Source organism: Brevundimonas sp. (assembly GCF_024711105.1).
Classification (GTDB): domain Bacteria; phylum Pseudomonadota; class Alphaproteobacteria; order Caulobacterales; family Caulobacteraceae; genus Brevundimonas.
The window spans coordinates 1-15,366 of sequence record NZ_JANJTL010000078.1 but is presented as its reverse complement, the minus strand read 5'-3'; the positions used below and the strand labels follow the sequence as shown (position 1 = coordinate 15,366).

At 66.0% G+C, this 15,366-nt stretch carries 17 protein-coding genes and 1 pseudogene; 12 read left to right on the top strand and 6 right to left on the bottom strand.

All coding sequences use genetic code 11. The features are described from left to right. Nucleotides 1-20 precede the first annotated feature (20 nt). Complete coding sequence (locus tag Q0M60_RS05940) at nucleotides 21-893, bottom strand: hypothetical protein (protein ID WP_296817200.1); 873 nt, start codon at nucleotides 891-893, stop codon at nucleotides 21-23. Nucleotides 894-1,022: 129 nt separating this feature from the next. On the opposite strand from Q0M60_RS05940, the gene Q0M60_RS05935 reads away from it, so the two are divergent. The 6 genes from Q0M60_RS05935 (at nucleotide 1,023) to Q0M60_RS05910 (ending at nucleotide 6,848) form a co-directional block, all read left to right on the top strand. Next, nucleotides 1,023-1,559 (top strand): PAS domain-containing protein, encoded by a 537-nt coding sequence (locus Q0M60_RS05935; protein ID WP_296817197.1) that lies wholly within the window; start codon nucleotides 1,023-1,025, stop codon nucleotides 1,557-1,559. A 187-nt stretch (nucleotides 1,560-1,746) separates the two neighbouring features. Next, nucleotides 1,747-2,100 carry a hypothetical protein gene (locus Q0M60_RS05930; protein ID WP_296817195.1) on the top strand — a complete coding sequence of 118 codons (354 nt, stop codon included), beginning with the start codon at nucleotides 1,747-1,749 and terminating at the stop codon, nucleotides 2,098-2,100. After that, on the top strand, nucleotides 2,101-3,987 hold the full coding sequence (locus tag Q0M60_RS05925) for a glycosyltransferase (protein WP_296817192.1): 1,887 nt from the start codon (nucleotides 2,101-2,103) through the stop codon (nucleotides 3,985-3,987). Continuing rightward, nucleotides 3,987-4,466, top strand: a complete 480-nt coding sequence (locus Q0M60_RS05920) for a hypothetical protein (protein WP_296817190.1) — start codon at nucleotides 3,987-3,989, stop codon at nucleotides 4,464-4,466. Before Q0M60_RS05925 ends, Q0M60_RS05920 begins: the two co-directional genes overlap by 1 nt. Further along, the gene (locus Q0M60_RS05915) at nucleotides 4,453-5,364 is read left to right on the top strand and encodes a glycosyltransferase (RefSeq protein WP_296817188.1); all 912 of its coding nucleotides are present in this window, start codon (nucleotides 4,453-4,455) and stop codon (nucleotides 5,362-5,364) included. The genes Q0M60_RS05920 and Q0M60_RS05915 overlap by 14 nt, the downstream gene beginning before the upstream one ends. 1,181 nt (nucleotides 5,365-6,545) lie before the next feature. Beyond that, nucleotides 6,546-6,848, top strand: a complete 303-nt coding sequence (locus Q0M60_RS05910; protein ID WP_296817185.1) for a hypothetical protein — start codon at nucleotides 6,546-6,548, stop codon at nucleotides 6,846-6,848. Here Q0M60_RS05910 and Q0M60_RS05905 read toward each other — a convergent pair. The 4 genes from Q0M60_RS05905 to Q0M60_RS05890 form a co-directional block, all read right to left on the bottom strand. Beyond that, nucleotides 6,817-7,509, bottom strand: coding sequence for a sulfotransferase (locus tag Q0M60_RS05905; RefSeq protein ID WP_296817183.1), 693 nt, complete (start codon nucleotides 7,507-7,509; stop codon nucleotides 6,817-6,819). The two genes, Q0M60_RS05910 and Q0M60_RS05905, sit on opposite strands and share 32 nt — an antisense overlap. A gap of 18 nt (nucleotides 7,510-7,527) precedes the next feature. Beyond that, entirely contained in the window at nucleotides 7,528-8,553 is a 1,026-nt protein-coding gene (locus Q0M60_RS05900; protein ID WP_296817180.1) for a methyltransferase domain-containing protein, read from the bottom strand. 96 nt (nucleotides 8,554-8,649) lie between these two features. Beyond that, nucleotides 8,650-9,261: a hypothetical protein gene (locus tag Q0M60_RS05895; protein WP_296817178.1), complete on the bottom strand. Its 612-nt coding sequence runs from the start codon at nucleotides 9,259-9,261 to the stop codon at nucleotides 8,650-8,652. 9 nt (nucleotides 9,262-9,270) lie between these two features. After that, nucleotides 9,271-9,840: a gamma carbonic anhydrase family protein gene (locus tag Q0M60_RS05890; RefSeq protein ID WP_296817176.1), complete on the bottom strand. Its 570-nt coding sequence runs from the start codon at nucleotides 9,838-9,840 to the stop codon at nucleotides 9,271-9,273. A gap of 304 nt (nucleotides 9,841-10,144) precedes the next feature. Between Q0M60_RS05890 and Q0M60_RS05885 the strand changes: the two genes are divergently transcribed. Then, entirely contained in the window at nucleotides 10,145-10,897 is a 753-nt protein-coding gene (locus Q0M60_RS05885; RefSeq protein ID WP_296817174.1) for a PhoH family protein, read from the top strand. Nucleotides 10,898-10,956: 59 nt separating this feature from the next. Continuing rightward, entirely contained in the window at nucleotides 10,957-11,226 is a 270-nt protein-coding gene (locus Q0M60_RS05880) for a DUF2628 domain-containing protein (protein WP_296817172.1), read from the top strand. Here the strand turns inward: Q0M60_RS05880 and Q0M60_RS05875 are convergent. After that, nucleotides 11,223-11,918: an HAD family hydrolase gene (locus tag Q0M60_RS05875; protein ID WP_296817168.1), complete on the bottom strand. Its 696-nt coding sequence runs from the start codon at nucleotides 11,916-11,918 to the stop codon at nucleotides 11,223-11,225. The genes Q0M60_RS05880 and Q0M60_RS05875 overlap by 4 nt on opposite strands. Before the next feature lie 160 nt (nucleotides 11,919-12,078). On the opposite strand from Q0M60_RS05875, the gene Q0M60_RS05870 reads away from it, so the two are divergent. The 4 genes and pseudogenes from Q0M60_RS05870 to Q0M60_RS05855 form a co-directional block, all read left to right on the top strand. Further along, a complete protein-coding gene (locus Q0M60_RS05870) occupies nucleotides 12,079-12,882 on the top strand; it encodes a hypothetical protein (protein WP_296817166.1) in 804 nt (267 codons plus the stop codon). 36 nt (nucleotides 12,883-12,918) lie between these two features. Continuing rightward, nucleotides 12,919-13,914: an aromatic ring-hydroxylating dioxygenase subunit alpha gene (locus Q0M60_RS05865; protein WP_296817164.1), complete on the top strand. Its 996-nt coding sequence runs from the start codon at nucleotides 12,919-12,921 to the stop codon at nucleotides 13,912-13,914. Beyond that, nucleotides 13,911-15,185: an amino acid permease gene (locus tag Q0M60_RS05860; protein WP_296817161.1), complete on the top strand. Its 1,275-nt coding sequence runs from the start codon at nucleotides 13,911-13,913 to the stop codon at nucleotides 15,183-15,185. Before Q0M60_RS05865 ends, Q0M60_RS05860 begins: the two co-directional genes overlap by 4 nt. Then, a pseudogene (locus tag Q0M60_RS05855) lies at nucleotides 15,182-15,366 on the top strand (C-factor); the annotation flags it as partial. The gene Q0M60_RS05860 and the pseudogene Q0M60_RS05855, both read left to right, overlap by 4 nt.

Genomic DNA, 15,366 nt, shown 5'->3' with positions numbered 1-15,366 from the left:
GCTGAACCGGCCTGTCGGGCTCAGTAAACCCGGCCGCCGACGCCGCCGTCGAGCACCAGGCTCATGCCGGAATAGGTTTCGACCACCGTCTCCTCGCGATACTCCTCGTAGAGCTCCTCGCGAACCATCGTCAGGACGAAGACGCCGGCGCCGAAACGGCGCAGCAGGCTGCGCTCGAAGCAGTCGCGCTCGGGCGTCTGGGGACGGCATTCCAGCAAGCCGCCGGCGCCGTGGTAAAGCGCCTCGCCGGCCCGGCAGGTCAGGCTCTCGCCACCGTCGAAGTTGAACTCGCCGCCTTCGTAGGTGGCGATGGTGACCTGCAGCCAGGAGCCGGCGATGCAGCGGTAGAGCTCGCCGATATAGTCCGAACGGATGTCGCGGTCGGGGCGGATGCGCGAGGCCGGATGCGGCACGCTGCGGGAGTCGATGCAGACGGCCTGGATGACCACGCGACGCTCCATGCGGCGGCGCTCCTGGTAGGGCACGCGGACGACGCGCGCCGCGCCCTGCACGACCAGGTTGTTGATGACAGTCGGCGGCGGAGCCTGGACCGAGAAGCTGGCGTAGCCCCGGCCAAGGCCCGAACCGCGGCCGAGCCCCTCGCTCTCCGCGAAGGCCTCGACCCGGGCCTGGGCCCGGGAGGCGGCCGAAGCGCGGGCGCCGACGTTCACGTCGATGTCGATGCACACCTCGATGCCGCAGCTGGGCGGCGGCGGCGGCGGATGACACTCGTCCTCGCAGGGCGGCGGCGGACATTCGTCCTCGCAGGGGGGCGGCGGCGGCGGCGGACATTCGTCCGGGCAGGACTGCGCGCCGGCGGCGTCGGCCAGCGCCAGCACCGTCAGGGCGGCCACAATGGCCAGGCCCCACTTGAGCAAGAGGCGAAGGATCATCGCCGACTCCCGGTTCGCCGCCCGCCGGACGCAGGCCGCCTTGATCGTCCATTCGAGGGCGAAACCGTTTCGTTTCCGTTAGCCAATTCTGGCCGGCGTCTTGCGCCGCGCGCCTCCAGGAGGCCCGCGGTGTTTCATCCCGGCACGCAGAAGCTGATCGGCTACTGGTCGTCCCTGGCGGACGGACGCGCCCCGCTACGCGCTGATTTTGACGTGGCGGAGGTGTCGGAGCTGATGCCGCGGCTGTTCGTGCTCACGCGCGCGGAGCGCCTCACCTACCGCCTGGCCGGAGAGATGCTGCGCGACCTGTACGGGCGGACGGTCAAGGGAACCGGCTTCCTCGACGGCTTCTCGGCCCCGGCCCGGCCCCTGGCCCAGCGCTCGGCCCTGCAGTCCGTGCGCGAGGGCGCGCCCGTCGTGCTGATCGCCATGGGCCGCACCGAACTGGCCCGCGAGGTCGCGCTGGAGATCACCGTCGCGCCGTTGCTCTCTCCTTCCGGCGCCCCGGATCGCCTGGTCGGCCTCGTCCAGCCGACCACGCCGCTGGCCCGCCTCGCCGGCCAGCCCTTGCGCGAAATCGCCATCCGCATGGCCGTCGCCCCCGAACCTCGACCGGGCCAGCCTCGCCTGCGCCTCGCCGCCGTGGACGGAAGGCGGATCGCTTAGTCCGCCTGCTCCAGCCTATATCGCGGCCTGATCGCTCCAACATTGGCGACGATACAACTTTAGATTGTTGGTTTCTAATACACGCCTTGCCATTGTGTTGACCGCGTAGGGCCTTTTGGGAGCGCCCGGGAGCGAGAGTCGGGGGCCGAGGGTGCGGCAAGCGTTGCTTTGGCGTTACGACGCCGGAATGCCGGACTATGCCCTGACGGGGTGTGGCGACTCGGTGCTGGGGTCGGGCGCAGTACGCCGGTGGGTCTCGAGCGGAGAGTCCCTTAGCTTCGTGCTTCGCCGTCCGTCGGGCCGGCTCCACCTGACCCTCGAAGGCGTAGCGTTTGACGCCGGGCAGTCCGCCCGGCTCGAGCTTTCCATCAATCGGCTCGCCCAGCCCACGCCGCGCCGACAGGGCGACAGCTTCAGCTGGCGGCTGCCCCAAACCGCTACCGAGTCCTGGATCCGCTGCGTCGTAACCTCGGCACCGAACGCCGGAGGCGTCGCGCCGCCCGCATTCGGCTTCGAACGCATCCTCGTGAGCGAGGGATAGGTGCGCGCGCTCGTCATCACGCCGTTCGCCCCTGTCCCCGCCAATGCGGGTCACAGACTGCGCGTGCTGCAAAGCCTGGCGAGTCTTCGGCGCGCCGTCTCCCGCATCGACATGCTCCACATCTGCTTCGAGGAGCCCTGGCGTTGGGGATCGCCTCCGGATCTCGCGGACGAGCTTCGCAAGCTGATCGACGGCTATTTCCCGACGCCCGCGCCGCGGAACGCAGGGCTCCCCCCGTTGTCCGGCGAATGCCACCAGCTTGATGAATGGTGGTCCCACGACCTGGAGACACGCATCCGCGAGCTACTGGAGCTCACCACCTACGACGTCGTCGTGGCTCACAATGTCTGGCTGAGCAAGGCGCTCACCCTTTGCCCACCCAGGACAGCCAAGGTCATCGAGCTGCACGATGTCTTCTATCCGCGGCTCGACTTCTATCGCCGTACAGGGCGCCGCCCGGAGTATTTCCTTCCCACCCGTGAGGATGAGGTGTTCGGTCTAAATCGGGCCGATCTGTTGATCTCGATCCAGCAAGACGAGGCGCAACTGCTGGAGGGAATGGTCTCCAGCGAGATCGTCACCATCCCCTACGCTCCGGAGGGGCGACTAGCCGGCACGCCGGCGCGTGAGACATACCGCGACCCCGAGACCCTGACGGTCGGCTTCATCGGTAGCGCTCACCCGTTCAACGTCGATGGCCTGAACGCCTTTCTGGCCGCGCTTGAGCGCGAAGTTGGCTCCAGCTTCGCGCCGGTGGATGTCGTGATCGCTGGTCGTGTCTGCGCCCACGTCCGCACCTCGTTGCCGGTGCGCCTGCTTGGCGAGGTGCGGAGCGAGGACGAGCTCTATGACGCGGCGGATCTGGTGGTCGCACCCCTGTTCGACGGCTCGGGGCTGAAGATCAAGGTCGTCGACGCCGTGGCCCGGGGAATGCCGGTCCTCTGCGCCGCCCATGCCGCCAAGGGAATTCCGCTGCCCGAAGACTGGATATTCGAGACGCCACAGGAGCTGGCGGTCGCGGTAGCTGACTGGTCCTGGGACAGGCCCGTCCGGCGTCTTCTGAGCCGTCAGGCGCGCGCCGTGTCGAAATCCATGATGGCGGCGGCTGAGTCTGGAGAAGCCGAACTGCGCAGGGCTCTCGTCGACCATCGGCCCAGCGTCCTCCTCAACGCCGCGGACACGGCGGAAAACGCGCGGCTTCTGCGCACCATTCTCTATCTGGGATATGCGCGCGTGCTCCGCGACCACGTCCGCGTCTCCGTCGTAATCGATAGCTCGCTGTTCGAGTCCATTCAGACGAAGATCGCCTCGGGTGTCGAGGTGTTCACCGACGTCACCACGGCGGAGGCGCACACGCGACCCAGCGTGGTTCTTGGCAAGCCTGCGACCAGGACGCCGCTAGCCGTGGGCGACAGAAGGTTCGGCGATGCGCCGACAGCCATTCACCTAACCGCCTGCCTGACCTCGACCGGTCCGGACGCCATCCCCTGCTATGCGCCGACACTGACCGGCCCGTTCTTCTGGGAGCCGGCCACCCAGGCCCTGTTGGCACTTCACCTGGCGCGAAGCCCCGAGCCCCCTGCCTCCCTGGAGGTCGATCAGATCGTCTCGACGGACGGCCGCTTCGACAGCAGCGCCCTCCTGGACGTCTTTGTCCGGCCGCAGGTGCTCTCGGAAGTCGAGTTGGCCCCATCGCGGCTCTCGCCTGCCCAGAACGCCGTCATCGGCGACCTGATCTCGCTAGCTCGGTTGGCAGAACCGCAGCCGTTGCCCGGTGAAACCTATGCGGCAACCTCGGACGATGTCTGGGTGAACCGGGCCAAGGCCGACCGGTGCCTGGTGAAGCTGGTGGAGACCCTCCACGCGGTCCAGCGAGAGGCGGCCTGATGTACCTGCCCCTGTCGCCCGACCGGATCACCGCCCTGACGGAACCTCCGGCCCAGGACGTCGCCCTGCAATCCGTGCGGACAGTGTTCGCGTCCGCCGACGGGCACGTGACTGACGCCGTGTACGCCGTACTCAGCGCCGAGGCGCAGGCCGTGATCACGGTTCCCTTGCGGGTCGCGCACTTCGGCGACGACCTGAACCTGATGATCCGCCCAGGCGACTGGCATGGGCGGTGGCCGAGCTTCGTCCTGCCTGCGGACAACGTGGACGAGTTCGGCGAAATCTACTTCGTGAGGCACGACCGGCTCTCGCGGATCGAAGAAATCATGGCCGGCGTCGAGCTGGACGTCTTTTCCCAGGCCCTTGCCGCCTTCATCGCAGACTTCCTGGACGCGCAGGTGGGCGAAGAGGCGCTGCGTCTCAAGGTCGCGGCGGAGGCCTTCGCCCATCAACTGAGAGTCACCGATGCCGCCGCGTAAGTCCGAGGCAAACCCTCGCGTAACCCTCGTGATCTGCACCTTCCGCCGATACGACCTGGCTGCGGCCGCGCTCAAGTCCATCGCCGCGGTCGGGGTCTACGACGACGCCTTCTTCGAGGTGCTGGTCGTCGACAACACCCCGGCCGCCGACCGCAAGAAGCTCAAGGCGCCGAAGGGGACGCGCCAGACCGTCTGCGACCGGGTGGGCCTGTCGGCGGCTCGCAACAAGGGGCTGGAGGAGGCGCGGGGCGACTACGTCGTCTATCTCGACGACGACATCCTGATGCGGCCCAGCTGGCCCGCGGCCGTAAAGGAGATCGTCTCGGATCGAGAGCCGCCGCCGGCCTTCGGCGGTCGCGTCACGCCGCTGTTTCCGGAGGAGCCGCCCGCCTGGTTCTATCCGAAACTGGCGGAGTACCTGTCCTGCGTCGATTGGAGCCCCCTGCCCCGTCCGCTCAAGGCCGGTGAATGGATCGTCGGCGCCAACATGGCGATCTCCACCGAGGTCCTGCGCAGCTTCGGCGGCTTCAACGAAAGCCTCGGCCGCTCCGGCGCCAACGGCTTGCTCAGCAATGAGGAGATCGCCCTGTTCCGCCACATCCGGGTTGAACGGATCCTCTATCACCCGGACATGTGGGTGGATCACGTGATCCCGGCCGAACGGCTGGAACAGGCCTGGTTCCGCAAGCGCGCCATGTGGCAGGCCGTCTCCGACATCCTGGCCGGCGAGACCCACGTCAGCCGCACCGCCGCCGACGACCAGATCCGCGACGCCATGATCCGCCTGCCGGCGCGGCACCGCAACCTGAACGGGATGATGGGCGATGCCGCGGACGCCGAGGCCATGCAGCAGCAGATGCGGCTGGCCTATTCGACGACGATTAGATTGGGGCTGTGACCTCTACCCATGCCGTCCCAACCACACTCGATCGCATCGCACGATTACTCGTCAGTCGTCATAGGTTTACACTTGACGAAATGCGCAGGGACTTCTCTCGCAATTTCGATTAGAGACGCACTTCCACTTTCAAGTAGCTACATTTGCTCCTCATTCACAAACAACATTGCTGAGTCCCGTGAAGATTTTAGTGAGCGCGAGAGTGCCGATATCCGATTTATATTTGGCCACTATGTTCACGAATCCCTTCTGGCTATTTATAGTGATCGACCACTGTACCTAACTATTGGCTTGCGGCACCCAGTAGATCGCGCCGTCAGCGAGTACCATCACCTTTGTCGAGTTCGTCGCGACGCAGGATTGCCTGTACTGGCGGCTCAGGCGTTTCTAGAAGAGCGCCAGAACACCATGTGCCGGGAGATTCTCCGCGCGTTTCCGTCTTATTCTTCCAGTGTCAACGCTAATGCTAAAGATGCGCTGAGAGCTATCGAGCTCTTTGACGTAGTTTATGACGATGAGACGCTCGGTAGAGCGATGTCGTTCATAACTTCCGTATTGCAGATCGCGCCAGTGCCAATACCTCGGTACAATGAACGCTTCATCGATGCGACCGTGGAATCGTATCAAAGGGCTCAGGAAAACGAGGTCCTGGCTCAGGCTGAGCTCTACTTCGCGGAAGACCTGTCACTGCACTCGGCCCTGCAATCTAGGCTCGAAGGTTGTGACCCAAGCCGCAGTCAGATTGAGAGCGCAAGAGCCGCGCACCGTCGTCTGAACGAGGCTCTATACGCGGAACCGTGCGCCAGCTTCCGGCGCCACACGGCCCACTACTTCGTCCATGACCTGATCTCGCTCGGACGAGCCAGCGTCCTGAGATCACTTATCGAGCGTAAGCGCGCATGGGCCGCCGAACTGGAGACAACCGCGGCGGCATTTCAACAGGGAGGTACACATTGACCAGAAGAATTTGGGCAAGGGACAGGTCGACCGCGCGCCCAGCGGAAAATGAATCTACGGCCCAGTCTACGGCGCGCGCAGTGTCTTGGAACTTCAGGGACTCGGCGCACCCCGGCGTCCCTTCGTCGGACCAAGTCGTTGAGTTGGACATAACGGAAGGCGTGCTGCGCCTGTCGGAGGGGCGGGACGACTGCATGCCCCACGGAAGGACAGGCGGATATTGCTTGCGTCTTCCGGACGAATTCGAAAAGGCGGCGAGCGGAGCCATCGTCCGCGTAAGTGTGGAGGCGAGAGCATCCAGCGGCGTCAGGCGCGCCGGCCTGGCCGTCGCCTATTCGACCAATGACGTGGGCAACAGCGGGTGGCGCAACTTCCGCCTCCGGCAAGATTTCAGCACGTTCGAATTCACCTGGGCAGTCCCGACCATGATTGCCGGCAACGGCGATTATATCGGGTTGCATGCCATCCTCGGTCTTCCGATCGAAATCAGGCGGGTCACAGCGGAGGTGGTGGATTCTTCGAGTTGATCCTGTCTGACTTCGCCGCCGTGTCACCACCGTAATGCACGTATCGCCGAAGCTTGGATCCACCTCTCCAGTTTAGTCGGGGAAAGTCGCCACCTTCCAATGGCCGGCCTACAAAGTCACAGAGGGCCGGCCAAACGGGGGCCCCGGAGAAGATGTCGATTTCCAATAGCTTATCTGGTCGTGCGCCGAAGAAGCTTTTCACGCGGGCGTCGTGAGCACGATAGGCCGCGAGCCAAGTCGGATGACCGGTGTAGATCGCGTGGTGGATCAGGTGGAAAAGAGGGCGGTGAACTTCACAGACGCCGGGACAATCCGAGACGGGTATTTGCCTGAGTAACTCTTTGAGGTCCTGCGGGCTCTCAAGCCCATAGTGATTCTTAACTGCCTCGACCCACTGGTCCTCCGGGCGTTGCGTGTAGATAAACTTGGCCGCTGGAAAGGCGTAGTATAGTGTTTCGAAACAATAGCTCGCGTTTAGATCGGAGATAGCATTGGCCGCGTATGCATCGACTGCGTCGGCCAGCCGATCCTCGCAGTCCACCACCCAGTGGTGTGAGCGGAATCCCAACTGGAGAAGCGCTGCGTGGAGACTAGTCGTGCCAGTTCGGCTCAGTCCAATGCCGAAGTATTTCGGCTGCTCTGAATCCAAATAAGCGATCACCCCGGTGTTCGCCTGACGTCAATGCACAATGGCGACCTGGGCGCGCCACAGATTGTTGTATGCTCGCTCGTCGGCCGATTCAAAGCGCACGTGGAACTGGCCGATCTCGACCTTGCTTAGCCCCGGCGGCAGCATGAAGGATCTTGTCGGAAGATCTTCGTAATGCCGGAAGGACAGGGGCTTTATGTGACCATCCTGCCCCTGGGCATGAACGAACCAGCTGGCCGTGGGATCAACCGCAGCTTCCGCCGAAATCGTCAGCCAGCCGTGTTTGGCTGAATAGGCGGCGCGCACGCCGTCCGATGCGGCGGGAAGGTCACTTGTCCTCTCAAAATTATTATGGATGGTTATGTCAATCTGATCGCCATATCGGACGTTATTTCCTCGCTCGAGTCTGCTGATCGCGAAGGAATAAGGGCGGCCCCCGATGACATGGTCAAGAAATGTGATTGCCGCTGGCGTCCAGATAGCAACTCTGTCGTCAATGGATGTGAAGTTCCACTGGTGGAAGCCGCTGTACGCCGCATTGACAGCTTCGTTCTCACAAACATTGATGTGGATTTGAGTGCCAACCTTTGCCAAGGCGAGCATTTCGCGGATTGCAATACGAGGATCTTGACTATGATCTAGCGCGTTGCGGCTATAAATATAGTCGAATTTTTGGTTAAGTAAGATCCTAGTCAGTTCTTCGGCTAGGCCGGGGACGCTCTTATGTGGACGCTTGAGATTATGTTTAGATAGTAGGCGATCGTAGTGTTCGGAGAGGGGGTCCACTCCAGTCAGGGCCACAGAGAACGGCGCTGAAGTGCCGATTACCGAGAGCGGGCCGCAGCCAACGTCCAGGATTTTCACCACGTCAGACGGCTTGCGTTGGTCACCGTCAACGGCTCGAAATATCTGCTGAGGGAGAGGCGTCGCCGGGGAGAGTTTGGCTGTCAGGTAGCCCGACGGGGTTACGGCGTGTTCGTTAAACACCTTTTCCCAGTAGGCCATTTCATCTTCGACCCCGTGCGGATCAATCTCGCGGGACGGTTCAAGGGCCATACTGCCTCCTCCAACTACGGTTCGTACATACCGGCGAGCGTCGGGGAAACGCAAGCCTAGCGGGTATCGCGGCCCACTGCGACTTATGCGCGAACACTAGGCGTCTGTGGTCCGCAGCACGGGCTGAACCTCTCCAGGTTCGGAGAATGGCTTGTGGTCTCCGATCAGGCGGGCCTCGAGTGAGGCCAGGGCGGCGTCCCACAGAGCGGGATCACCCCTCCAGTCGCCGAGGTTGGCAACCGGCTCGATGCTGGCGACCTCGAAACGGGCGAGCGGAAGAAGAGCAGCGAGGCGTTCCGACAGGGCAGATGTGACCGCCGCCTCGCGGACGAACAAGATCCTTTCGCCGGGGCAGTTCAGGCCCTTGAGCTTGTCGATCAGATAGCCGGCGCGGGACTTTGGGCGGTCTAGGTAGTCAAGGAAGTCAACCGTCACCGGCCCCGCGTGCTTGCCGACGCGCGGGAAGTCGTGGGTCAACTCTATGCCTGACGGCCTGTGCCGGACGGCCCTGTTGTCGGGCAGCATTTCGAGACTGGCGGGGTCATAGAGCCAGTCCGCCGACAGGTTGTCGAGCAGGGCCAGCAGGCCGGGATAGGGCGTGATCCACCAATCGAACAGGTGGCCATCACCGAAGCTGAAATGGCGCCGAAGATTGTAGGCCGTGGCGCATCGGTTCCCGAGGCTGATGACGTGCGTGAAGGACCTCATCACGCTCGTTTACATTGTGGTTTGGCTTTCCTCAACTTTTGCCTGCAGACGCGCTTGTCCGCCCAACTCCTCCGCGTACCGCTTCCAGTTCGCCACATAGTGCTCGGCCGAGGCCGTCAGGAACGCCGCCTGCTCGGGCCCCAGCTCGCGGATCACGCGCCCCGGCGCGCCGACGACCAGCGAGTTGTCGGGGATCTCCTTACCCTCCGGGATAAGGGCGTGCGCGCCGATGATGCAGTTGCGTCCGATGACGGCGCGGTTCAGCACCGTGGCGCCGATGCCGATGAGGCTGTTGTCGCCGATGGTGCAGCCGTGGAGCATGGCCTTGTGACCCACGGTGACGTCCGCGCCGATGGTCAGGGGCACGCCCAGGTCGGTGTGCAGCACCGAATTGTCCTGGATGTTCGAGCGCTCGCCGATGGTGATCGGATCATTGTCGCCGCGGATGACGACGCCGAACCAGACGCTTGCGTCCCGCTTCAGAATCACGTCGCCTAGGACGACTGCGGTCGGCGCTATCCAGTATTCGCCCTCGGGCGGAAGCTGCGGTTTCTTGTCGCCGAGGCTGTAGATATTCATCCGAATACGCCCGTTTTTCCTGTGCAGCGCTATTTTTCTGCGGGTTTAACCTGTCGGAAACCACGTTAGCATCAAAGTCGTTCAGCGATTCGAGGGGTCGCCCTCGGGTCCGTAGCCGGAGCCTAACGCTTCGGCCAAGCGTGGAGAACGGGGTGTCGCGTACGGTTCGCCGGCGGGATTTTCCGCCGAAGGGTCCAGACGCCGGGGGCGTTGCTCCGCCCACCCGCCTCGTCCGCTCCATCATCAGCCTCGACCAGGGCGAGCCGCTTCCGGCCTCGCCCTTTTTCTTGTCCCGGAGACAGTGATGACCAAGCGCGCCCTCAAGCGTCAGGCCCGTGAAGCCGCCTACGACGACGGAAAGGTTCGGCGGCTCCCCGTCGACCATCGCGGCGGCTGGTCGCCGCTGGGCGCCAACGACCACGATCGCGAGCAGGGCTATCTAAAAACGATCAAGCCCAAGTCCGAGGGCCAGGCCCGCCTGCTGGAAGCCATCGACAGCCGCAGCCTGGTCATGGCGCTGGGCCCGGCCGGCACGGGCAAGACCTATCTGGCGATCGCCAAGGCGGTCGAGGCGCTGGAGGCCGGCAAGGTCGGGCGCATCGTGCTCTCCCGTCCCGCCGTCGAGGCCGGCGAGTCCATCGGCTTTCTGCCCGGCGACATGGAGGACAAGCTCGCCCCCTATCTGCGGCCGCTCTACGACGCCCTGTCGGACCGGCTGAGCATGAAGCGGGTCAAGGCCCTGATGGCCGAGGGGCTGATCGAGATCGCCCCGGTCGGCTACATGCGCGGCCGCACCCTGAACAACGCCTTCGTGGTCATCGACGAGGCACAGAACTGCACCTACGTCCAGCTCAAGATGCTGCTGACGCGGCTCGGATGGCACTCGACCATGGTCGTTACCGGCGACCCGCACCAGTCGGACCTGCTGCCCGAACTGTCGGGCCTGGCCTCGGTCGCCGAGCGGCTCGAACAGGTCGACGACATCACGGTCGTGCGCCTGGCCGAGCAAGACATCGTGCGCCACCCGCTGGTGGCGAGCATGATCGGGGTACTGTAGGCCTCCGCTCAATGGCCACTGTGAATTATGAAAGGCCGTCTGACGGGGCGCGGCGGCATGTGAGCGACCGCTGGCGAGTCTACGGCATCCTTTTTGGTGTCTTCGCCATGCTGTTCGCGGGCCTTTGGCTGCACGCTTTCCTGGCGGTGCTGGGCGTTGTCATCGTCAGCATCGTGACGGAAGTCTTCATGGGGATTGGACCAGAGAGCCCCTACTATCGGCTCGTCGATCTTCTGTGCCTCGTCGGGGTCGCGATCTACGGCGGCTTCATCCCGCAGTTGCGGCGACGCAAGTTGGAGCGAGCGGGCTGGCGACGGATCGACGCCTAGCCGACCTCCTCCAGCCAGTCCGGCAGATCCGAGATCGCGTCCAGCACCCGGAAGCGCGGATGTCCCGACGGGGCGTCGGCCATCTCGTGAGCCCAGGTGATGTGATAGGGCACGTGCGCGGCCCAGGCGCCGGCCTCCAGCGCGGGGATCACGTCCGACTTCAGCGAGTTGCCGACCATCACGGCCTCTTCCGGCCCGGTTCCGTGGCGGGCGAAGACGGTGCGATAGGTGGCGGGTGTCTTCTCCGAAACGATCTCCACGCCGGCGAAGAGTTCGCCCAGCCCCGAGGCGGCCAGCTTGCGCTCCTGATCGAGCAGGTCGCCCTTGGTGACCAGCACCAGCCGGTACTGCTCCGACAGGGCGTGCAGGCAGTCGTCGACCCCCGGCAGGGGCTCGACCGGATGGCCCAGCATCTCGCGGCCCGCCGCCAGGATCTCGCGCACCACCTCGGGCGGCGCCGCGCCGTCGCACAGCTCCATGGCCGTCTCGATCATCGACAGGGTGAAGCCCTTGATCCCGTAGCCGTAGAGCCGGAGGTTGCGCCCTTCCACCTCGGCCAGCCGGGCGTCGATCGTCTCCCGGTCGCCATGCTCGGCCAGGAGGTCGGCGAACCGGTCATGGGTCAGGCGAAAGATCGTCTCGTTGTGCCAGAGGGTGTCGTCGGCATCGAGGCCGACGGTCGTGATAGGCATGGGCGGGCTCCGGTCGGGCGACGGCCTTAGATCAACCGATTCACGCCGCCAAGAGTTCACCCTGTTCGTTGACCGATCAGCCAGATTCGCGCGCGCATTCTGGCCTGTCCTGTAACCTCATCGGCCGAAGGGGGAAGCCGAGTACGAACGGAAGTCGGCCATGCCCGAACTGCATGCTCCCTACGCCCAGTCCTATGACGATGGGCGGCGTCCCGACAACGGGCGCGTCTCGCCGGAGGCTCGCTCCTTCGCCCCGCCCGCGGCCGACAGCCTGGCCTTTCCCTTCATCGCCGGCCGGGCCGAGCTCAGCGTTCGGCTGACGGCCCGCCCGCTGTTCGACCTCAGACGCCGCGCCCCGGCGGGCGTGCACCTGAGCCGCTCCCTCAGCCGCGCCTTTCCCGTCTCCGGCCCTTTCGGCGGCGGCAAGCCCAGGCTGGAGCCGGCCGATGTCATGAAGCTGGACGCCGCCACGCTCCAGCGCGGCCTGGACCTGCTGCGGAATACAGGGCCGGGCGCGGTGGTCTCCCCGGCCTGCTGGTCGACCATCGCCAGCCCGCGCGGGCGCTTCTCGCTGCTCTACGCCGGCCTCAAGGGCCACCCCGACGCCACGCGGCTGCTCGTCGAGGTGCTGGCGGCTCCGCCCGATCTGGAAGCCGAGACGCTGCAAAGCTGCATGTCCCACATCGAGGCGCAGCAGCGTGGCCTGCTGCTCCGATCCCCGCCGGACCTCTCCACCCTGCATCGGCTCGAGAGCGCCGGGCTCAAGGGCGTGTCGCTCGATCTGACCGGCCTGGACTTCGACACGGCCATCGGCCGGCAGGCGGCGCAGCAGGTCATGGTGGCGGCCCGCCGGGTCGCGCCCTCGGTCATGGTGCTGGGTCTGCCCGCCTCGCTGGCGGAGGAGGCCGCCTCGGCCGGGGCCACCCACGCCGTTATGTGCGAGCGGGTCGCCGTCACCGTCTGATTGACGCGAGCCTCCGGCAGGGCCTAGCTCGGCCATATGCAGCGCACCCTGCCCGCCCGCCTCTATGGCGATCCCGACGCCTACGCCCGCGAGCGTCAGTCGGTGTTCGGCCGCGCCTGGCTGTTCCTGGGCCACGAAGCCGAAGCGCCGGAGCCCGGCGACTGGGTGGCCGCCGAGATCGCAGGCCATCGCTTGATGATGGTGCGCGGCAAGGACGGGGGCCTGCGCGGCTTCCACAACGTCTGCCGCCACCGGGCCGGGCCTCTGGTCGAGGGCGCCTCGGGGCGCTGCGAGGGCGAGCTGGTCTGCCGCTATCACGGCTGGCGCTACACCCTGGACGGCCGGCTGCGCTCGGCGGTCGGCTTCGGCCCGGCCGAGGGCTTCGATCCCCGCGAGTTGGGCCTGTTCCCCTTGCGGCTCGACGCCTGGCGTGGCCTGGTCTTCGTCAGCCTGGCCGAGGACGGCCCTCCGCTGTCCGAGCACGTCTCCTCGCTGGAGCGACTGATGAGCGAGCGCGGCCTGTCCATCCCTCGCCCGGCCCTGAAACGGACCCACAGCCTGGCCTGTGACTGGAAGGTCTACGCCGAGAACTACTTGGAGAGTTACCACATCCCCGCCGTCCACCCGGTTCTGACCCAGGAACTGGGCGCCGACTACCGCGTCTGGGTCGATGGCGAACTGGTCATCCAGGAATCCGCGGCCAACAGCGGCGGGCCCCAGGCCGGGCTGTGGGGCTGGCTGTGGCCGAACCTGGCGGTCAACGTCTATCGCGACGGCGCCATGATCGAGCGGATGGTCCCCGACGGCCCCGGCCGCACGCGGCTCGACTACCTCTTCTTGCGCGACGATGGTCCCGATGCGCTCGCCGATGCGCTCGAGGCGTCGGACCGCCTGACCGCAGAGGACGCCTCCATCTGCGAGGCCGTCCAGAAGAACCTGTCCGCCGGCGCCTATGACACTGGCGTGCTCAGCCCCACCCACGAGGCCGGCGTGGCCTGGTTCCAGAGCCGCATCGCGGAGGTCCACCGATGACGCCCCAGAAGAAGCTCGGCTGGGGGCTCGCCGCCCTGCTGGTGGCCGGCAACATGATCGGCTCCGGCGTCTATCTGCTACCCTCGACCCTGGCGCCGGTGGGCAGCTCCAGCCTGATCGGCTGGATCGTAGCCTCCGTAGGCGCCCTGGCTCTGGCGGTCATGTTCGCCGGGCTTGGCCGTCTCAGGCCGCAGGCCGACGGCCTGACCGACTATGCGGGCGAGGGGCTGGGACGCTTCTTCGGCTACCAGGCCTCCCTGGCCTACTGGGCTGCCGGCTGGGTCGGCAACTGCGCCATCGCGGTCGCGGCGACGGGCTATCTCGCCTACTTCTTTCCGGCGCTCGAGGGCCGCTGGGCGGGCGCGCTCAGCAATGTCGGCCTCATCTGCCTGATGACCCTGGCCTACATGGGTGGCGCGCGGATCGTGGCCCGCTTCGGCGGCGCGACGCTTCTGATCGGCCTGGCGCCGCTGGTCATCGCCATCGTCGCGGGCTTCGCCGCCTTCCAGCCCGAGGTGTTCTCCGCGTCCTGGAACCCCGCCGACGTGCCCCTGGCGTCCAGCGTGCCCGCCTCTCTGGCCTTGATCTTCTGGGCCTTCCTGGGCGTCGAGAGCGCCGGCGTCCTGGCCGCCCGGCTGAAGGATCCCGAGCGGGACGTCGGCCGGGCGACGCTTGGCGGCGTGCTGCTGGCCGCCGTCGTCTACATCGCCGCCAGCGTGGCGGTCTTCGGCGTCATCCCGGCTTCCGACCTGGCGACCTCGACCAGCCCGTTCGCGGATCTGGCCGGACGAGTGATGGGGGCCGCGGCGGCCGGGTTCGTCGCCGTCTGCGCCATCGCCAAGGCCATGGGCACGCTGGGCGGCTGGATCATGCTGACCGGCGAGACCGCCCGCTCGGCCGCCCGCCGGGGCTTCCTGCCCGCCGCGTTCGGGACCGGCGAGCGGACGCCGGTGTCCAATCCGCTGATCCACGCGGCGCTGATGAGCCTGATCGCCATCCTGTCGGCCCAGCCCAACCTGGCCGACCAGTTCGGCCTGCTGATCGGCATGACCACGGTCCTGATCCTCGTCGCCTATGTGCTGTGCGCGCTCGCCTTGATGCGCTTCACCTCGGCCTGGCGCTGGCGGCTGGCGGCCCTGATCAGCCTGGCCTTCTGCGCCTGGGCCGTGGCGGCCTCGGGCGTGACCCTGATCTGGATCACGCTCGGCTTCTTCGCCCTGACCTCGGTCGCGTGGCACTTCGTTCGCCGTGCGCCAGCGAGCACCGCGTGAGCTCAGCCGTCGTCATCGGCGCGAGCGGCGGCATCGGCTCGGCGCTCGCGGAGCGGCTCACCGGCTCCGGCCGGTTCAAGATGGTCCACGCCCTGTCTCGCTCCCAGACCGGCCTCGACCTGGAGGACGAGGCCAGCATCGCGGCCGCCGCGCGGCACATCGCCGAGGGCCCGCCGCCCGA

Excerpts from the sequence above, each read along its gene's own strand:
- Q0M60_RS05940 (WP_296817200.1), bottom strand. The coding sequence starts at position 893 with ATGATCCTTCGCCTCTTGCTCAAGTGGGGCCTGGCCATTGTGGCCGCC.
- Q0M60_RS05930 (WP_296817195.1), top strand. The coding sequence starts at position 1,747 with ATGCCGGACTATGCCCTGACGGGGTGTGGCGACTCGGTGCTGGGGTCG.
- Q0M60_RS05920 (WP_296817190.1), top strand. The coding sequence starts at position 3,987 with ATGTACCTGCCCCTGTCGCCCGACCGGATCACCGCCCTGACGGAACCT.
- Q0M60_RS05915 (WP_296817188.1), top strand. The coding sequence starts at position 4,453 with ATGCCGCCGCGTAAGTCCGAGGCAAACCCTCGCGTAACCCTCGTGATC.
- Q0M60_RS05900 (WP_296817180.1), bottom strand. The coding sequence starts at position 8,553 with ATGGCCCTTGAACCGTCCCGCGAGATTGATCCGCACGGGGTCGAAGAT.
- Q0M60_RS05895 (WP_296817178.1), bottom strand. The coding sequence starts at position 9,261 with ATGAGGTCCTTCACGCACGTCATCAGCCTCGGGAACCGATGCGCCACG.
- Q0M60_RS05890 (WP_296817176.1), bottom strand. The coding sequence starts at position 9,840 with ATGAATATCTACAGCCTCGGCGACAAGAAACCGCAGCTTCCGCCCGAG.
- Q0M60_RS05885 (WP_296817174.1), top strand. The coding sequence starts at position 10,145 with ATGACCAAGCGCGCCCTCAAGCGTCAGGCCCGTGAAGCCGCCTACGAC.
- Q0M60_RS05875 (WP_296817168.1), bottom strand. The coding sequence starts at position 11,918 with ATGCCTATCACGACCGTCGGCCTCGATGCCGACGACACCCTCTGGCAC.
- Q0M60_RS05870 (WP_296817166.1), top strand. The coding sequence starts at position 12,079 with ATGCCCGAACTGCATGCTCCCTACGCCCAGTCCTATGACGATGGGCGG.
- Q0M60_RS05865 (WP_296817164.1), top strand. The coding sequence starts at position 12,919 with ATGCAGCGCACCCTGCCCGCCCGCCTCTATGGCGATCCCGACGCCTAC.
- Q0M60_RS05860 (WP_296817161.1), top strand. The coding sequence starts at position 13,911 with ATGACGCCCCAGAAGAAGCTCGGCTGGGGGCTCGCCGCCCTGCTGGTG.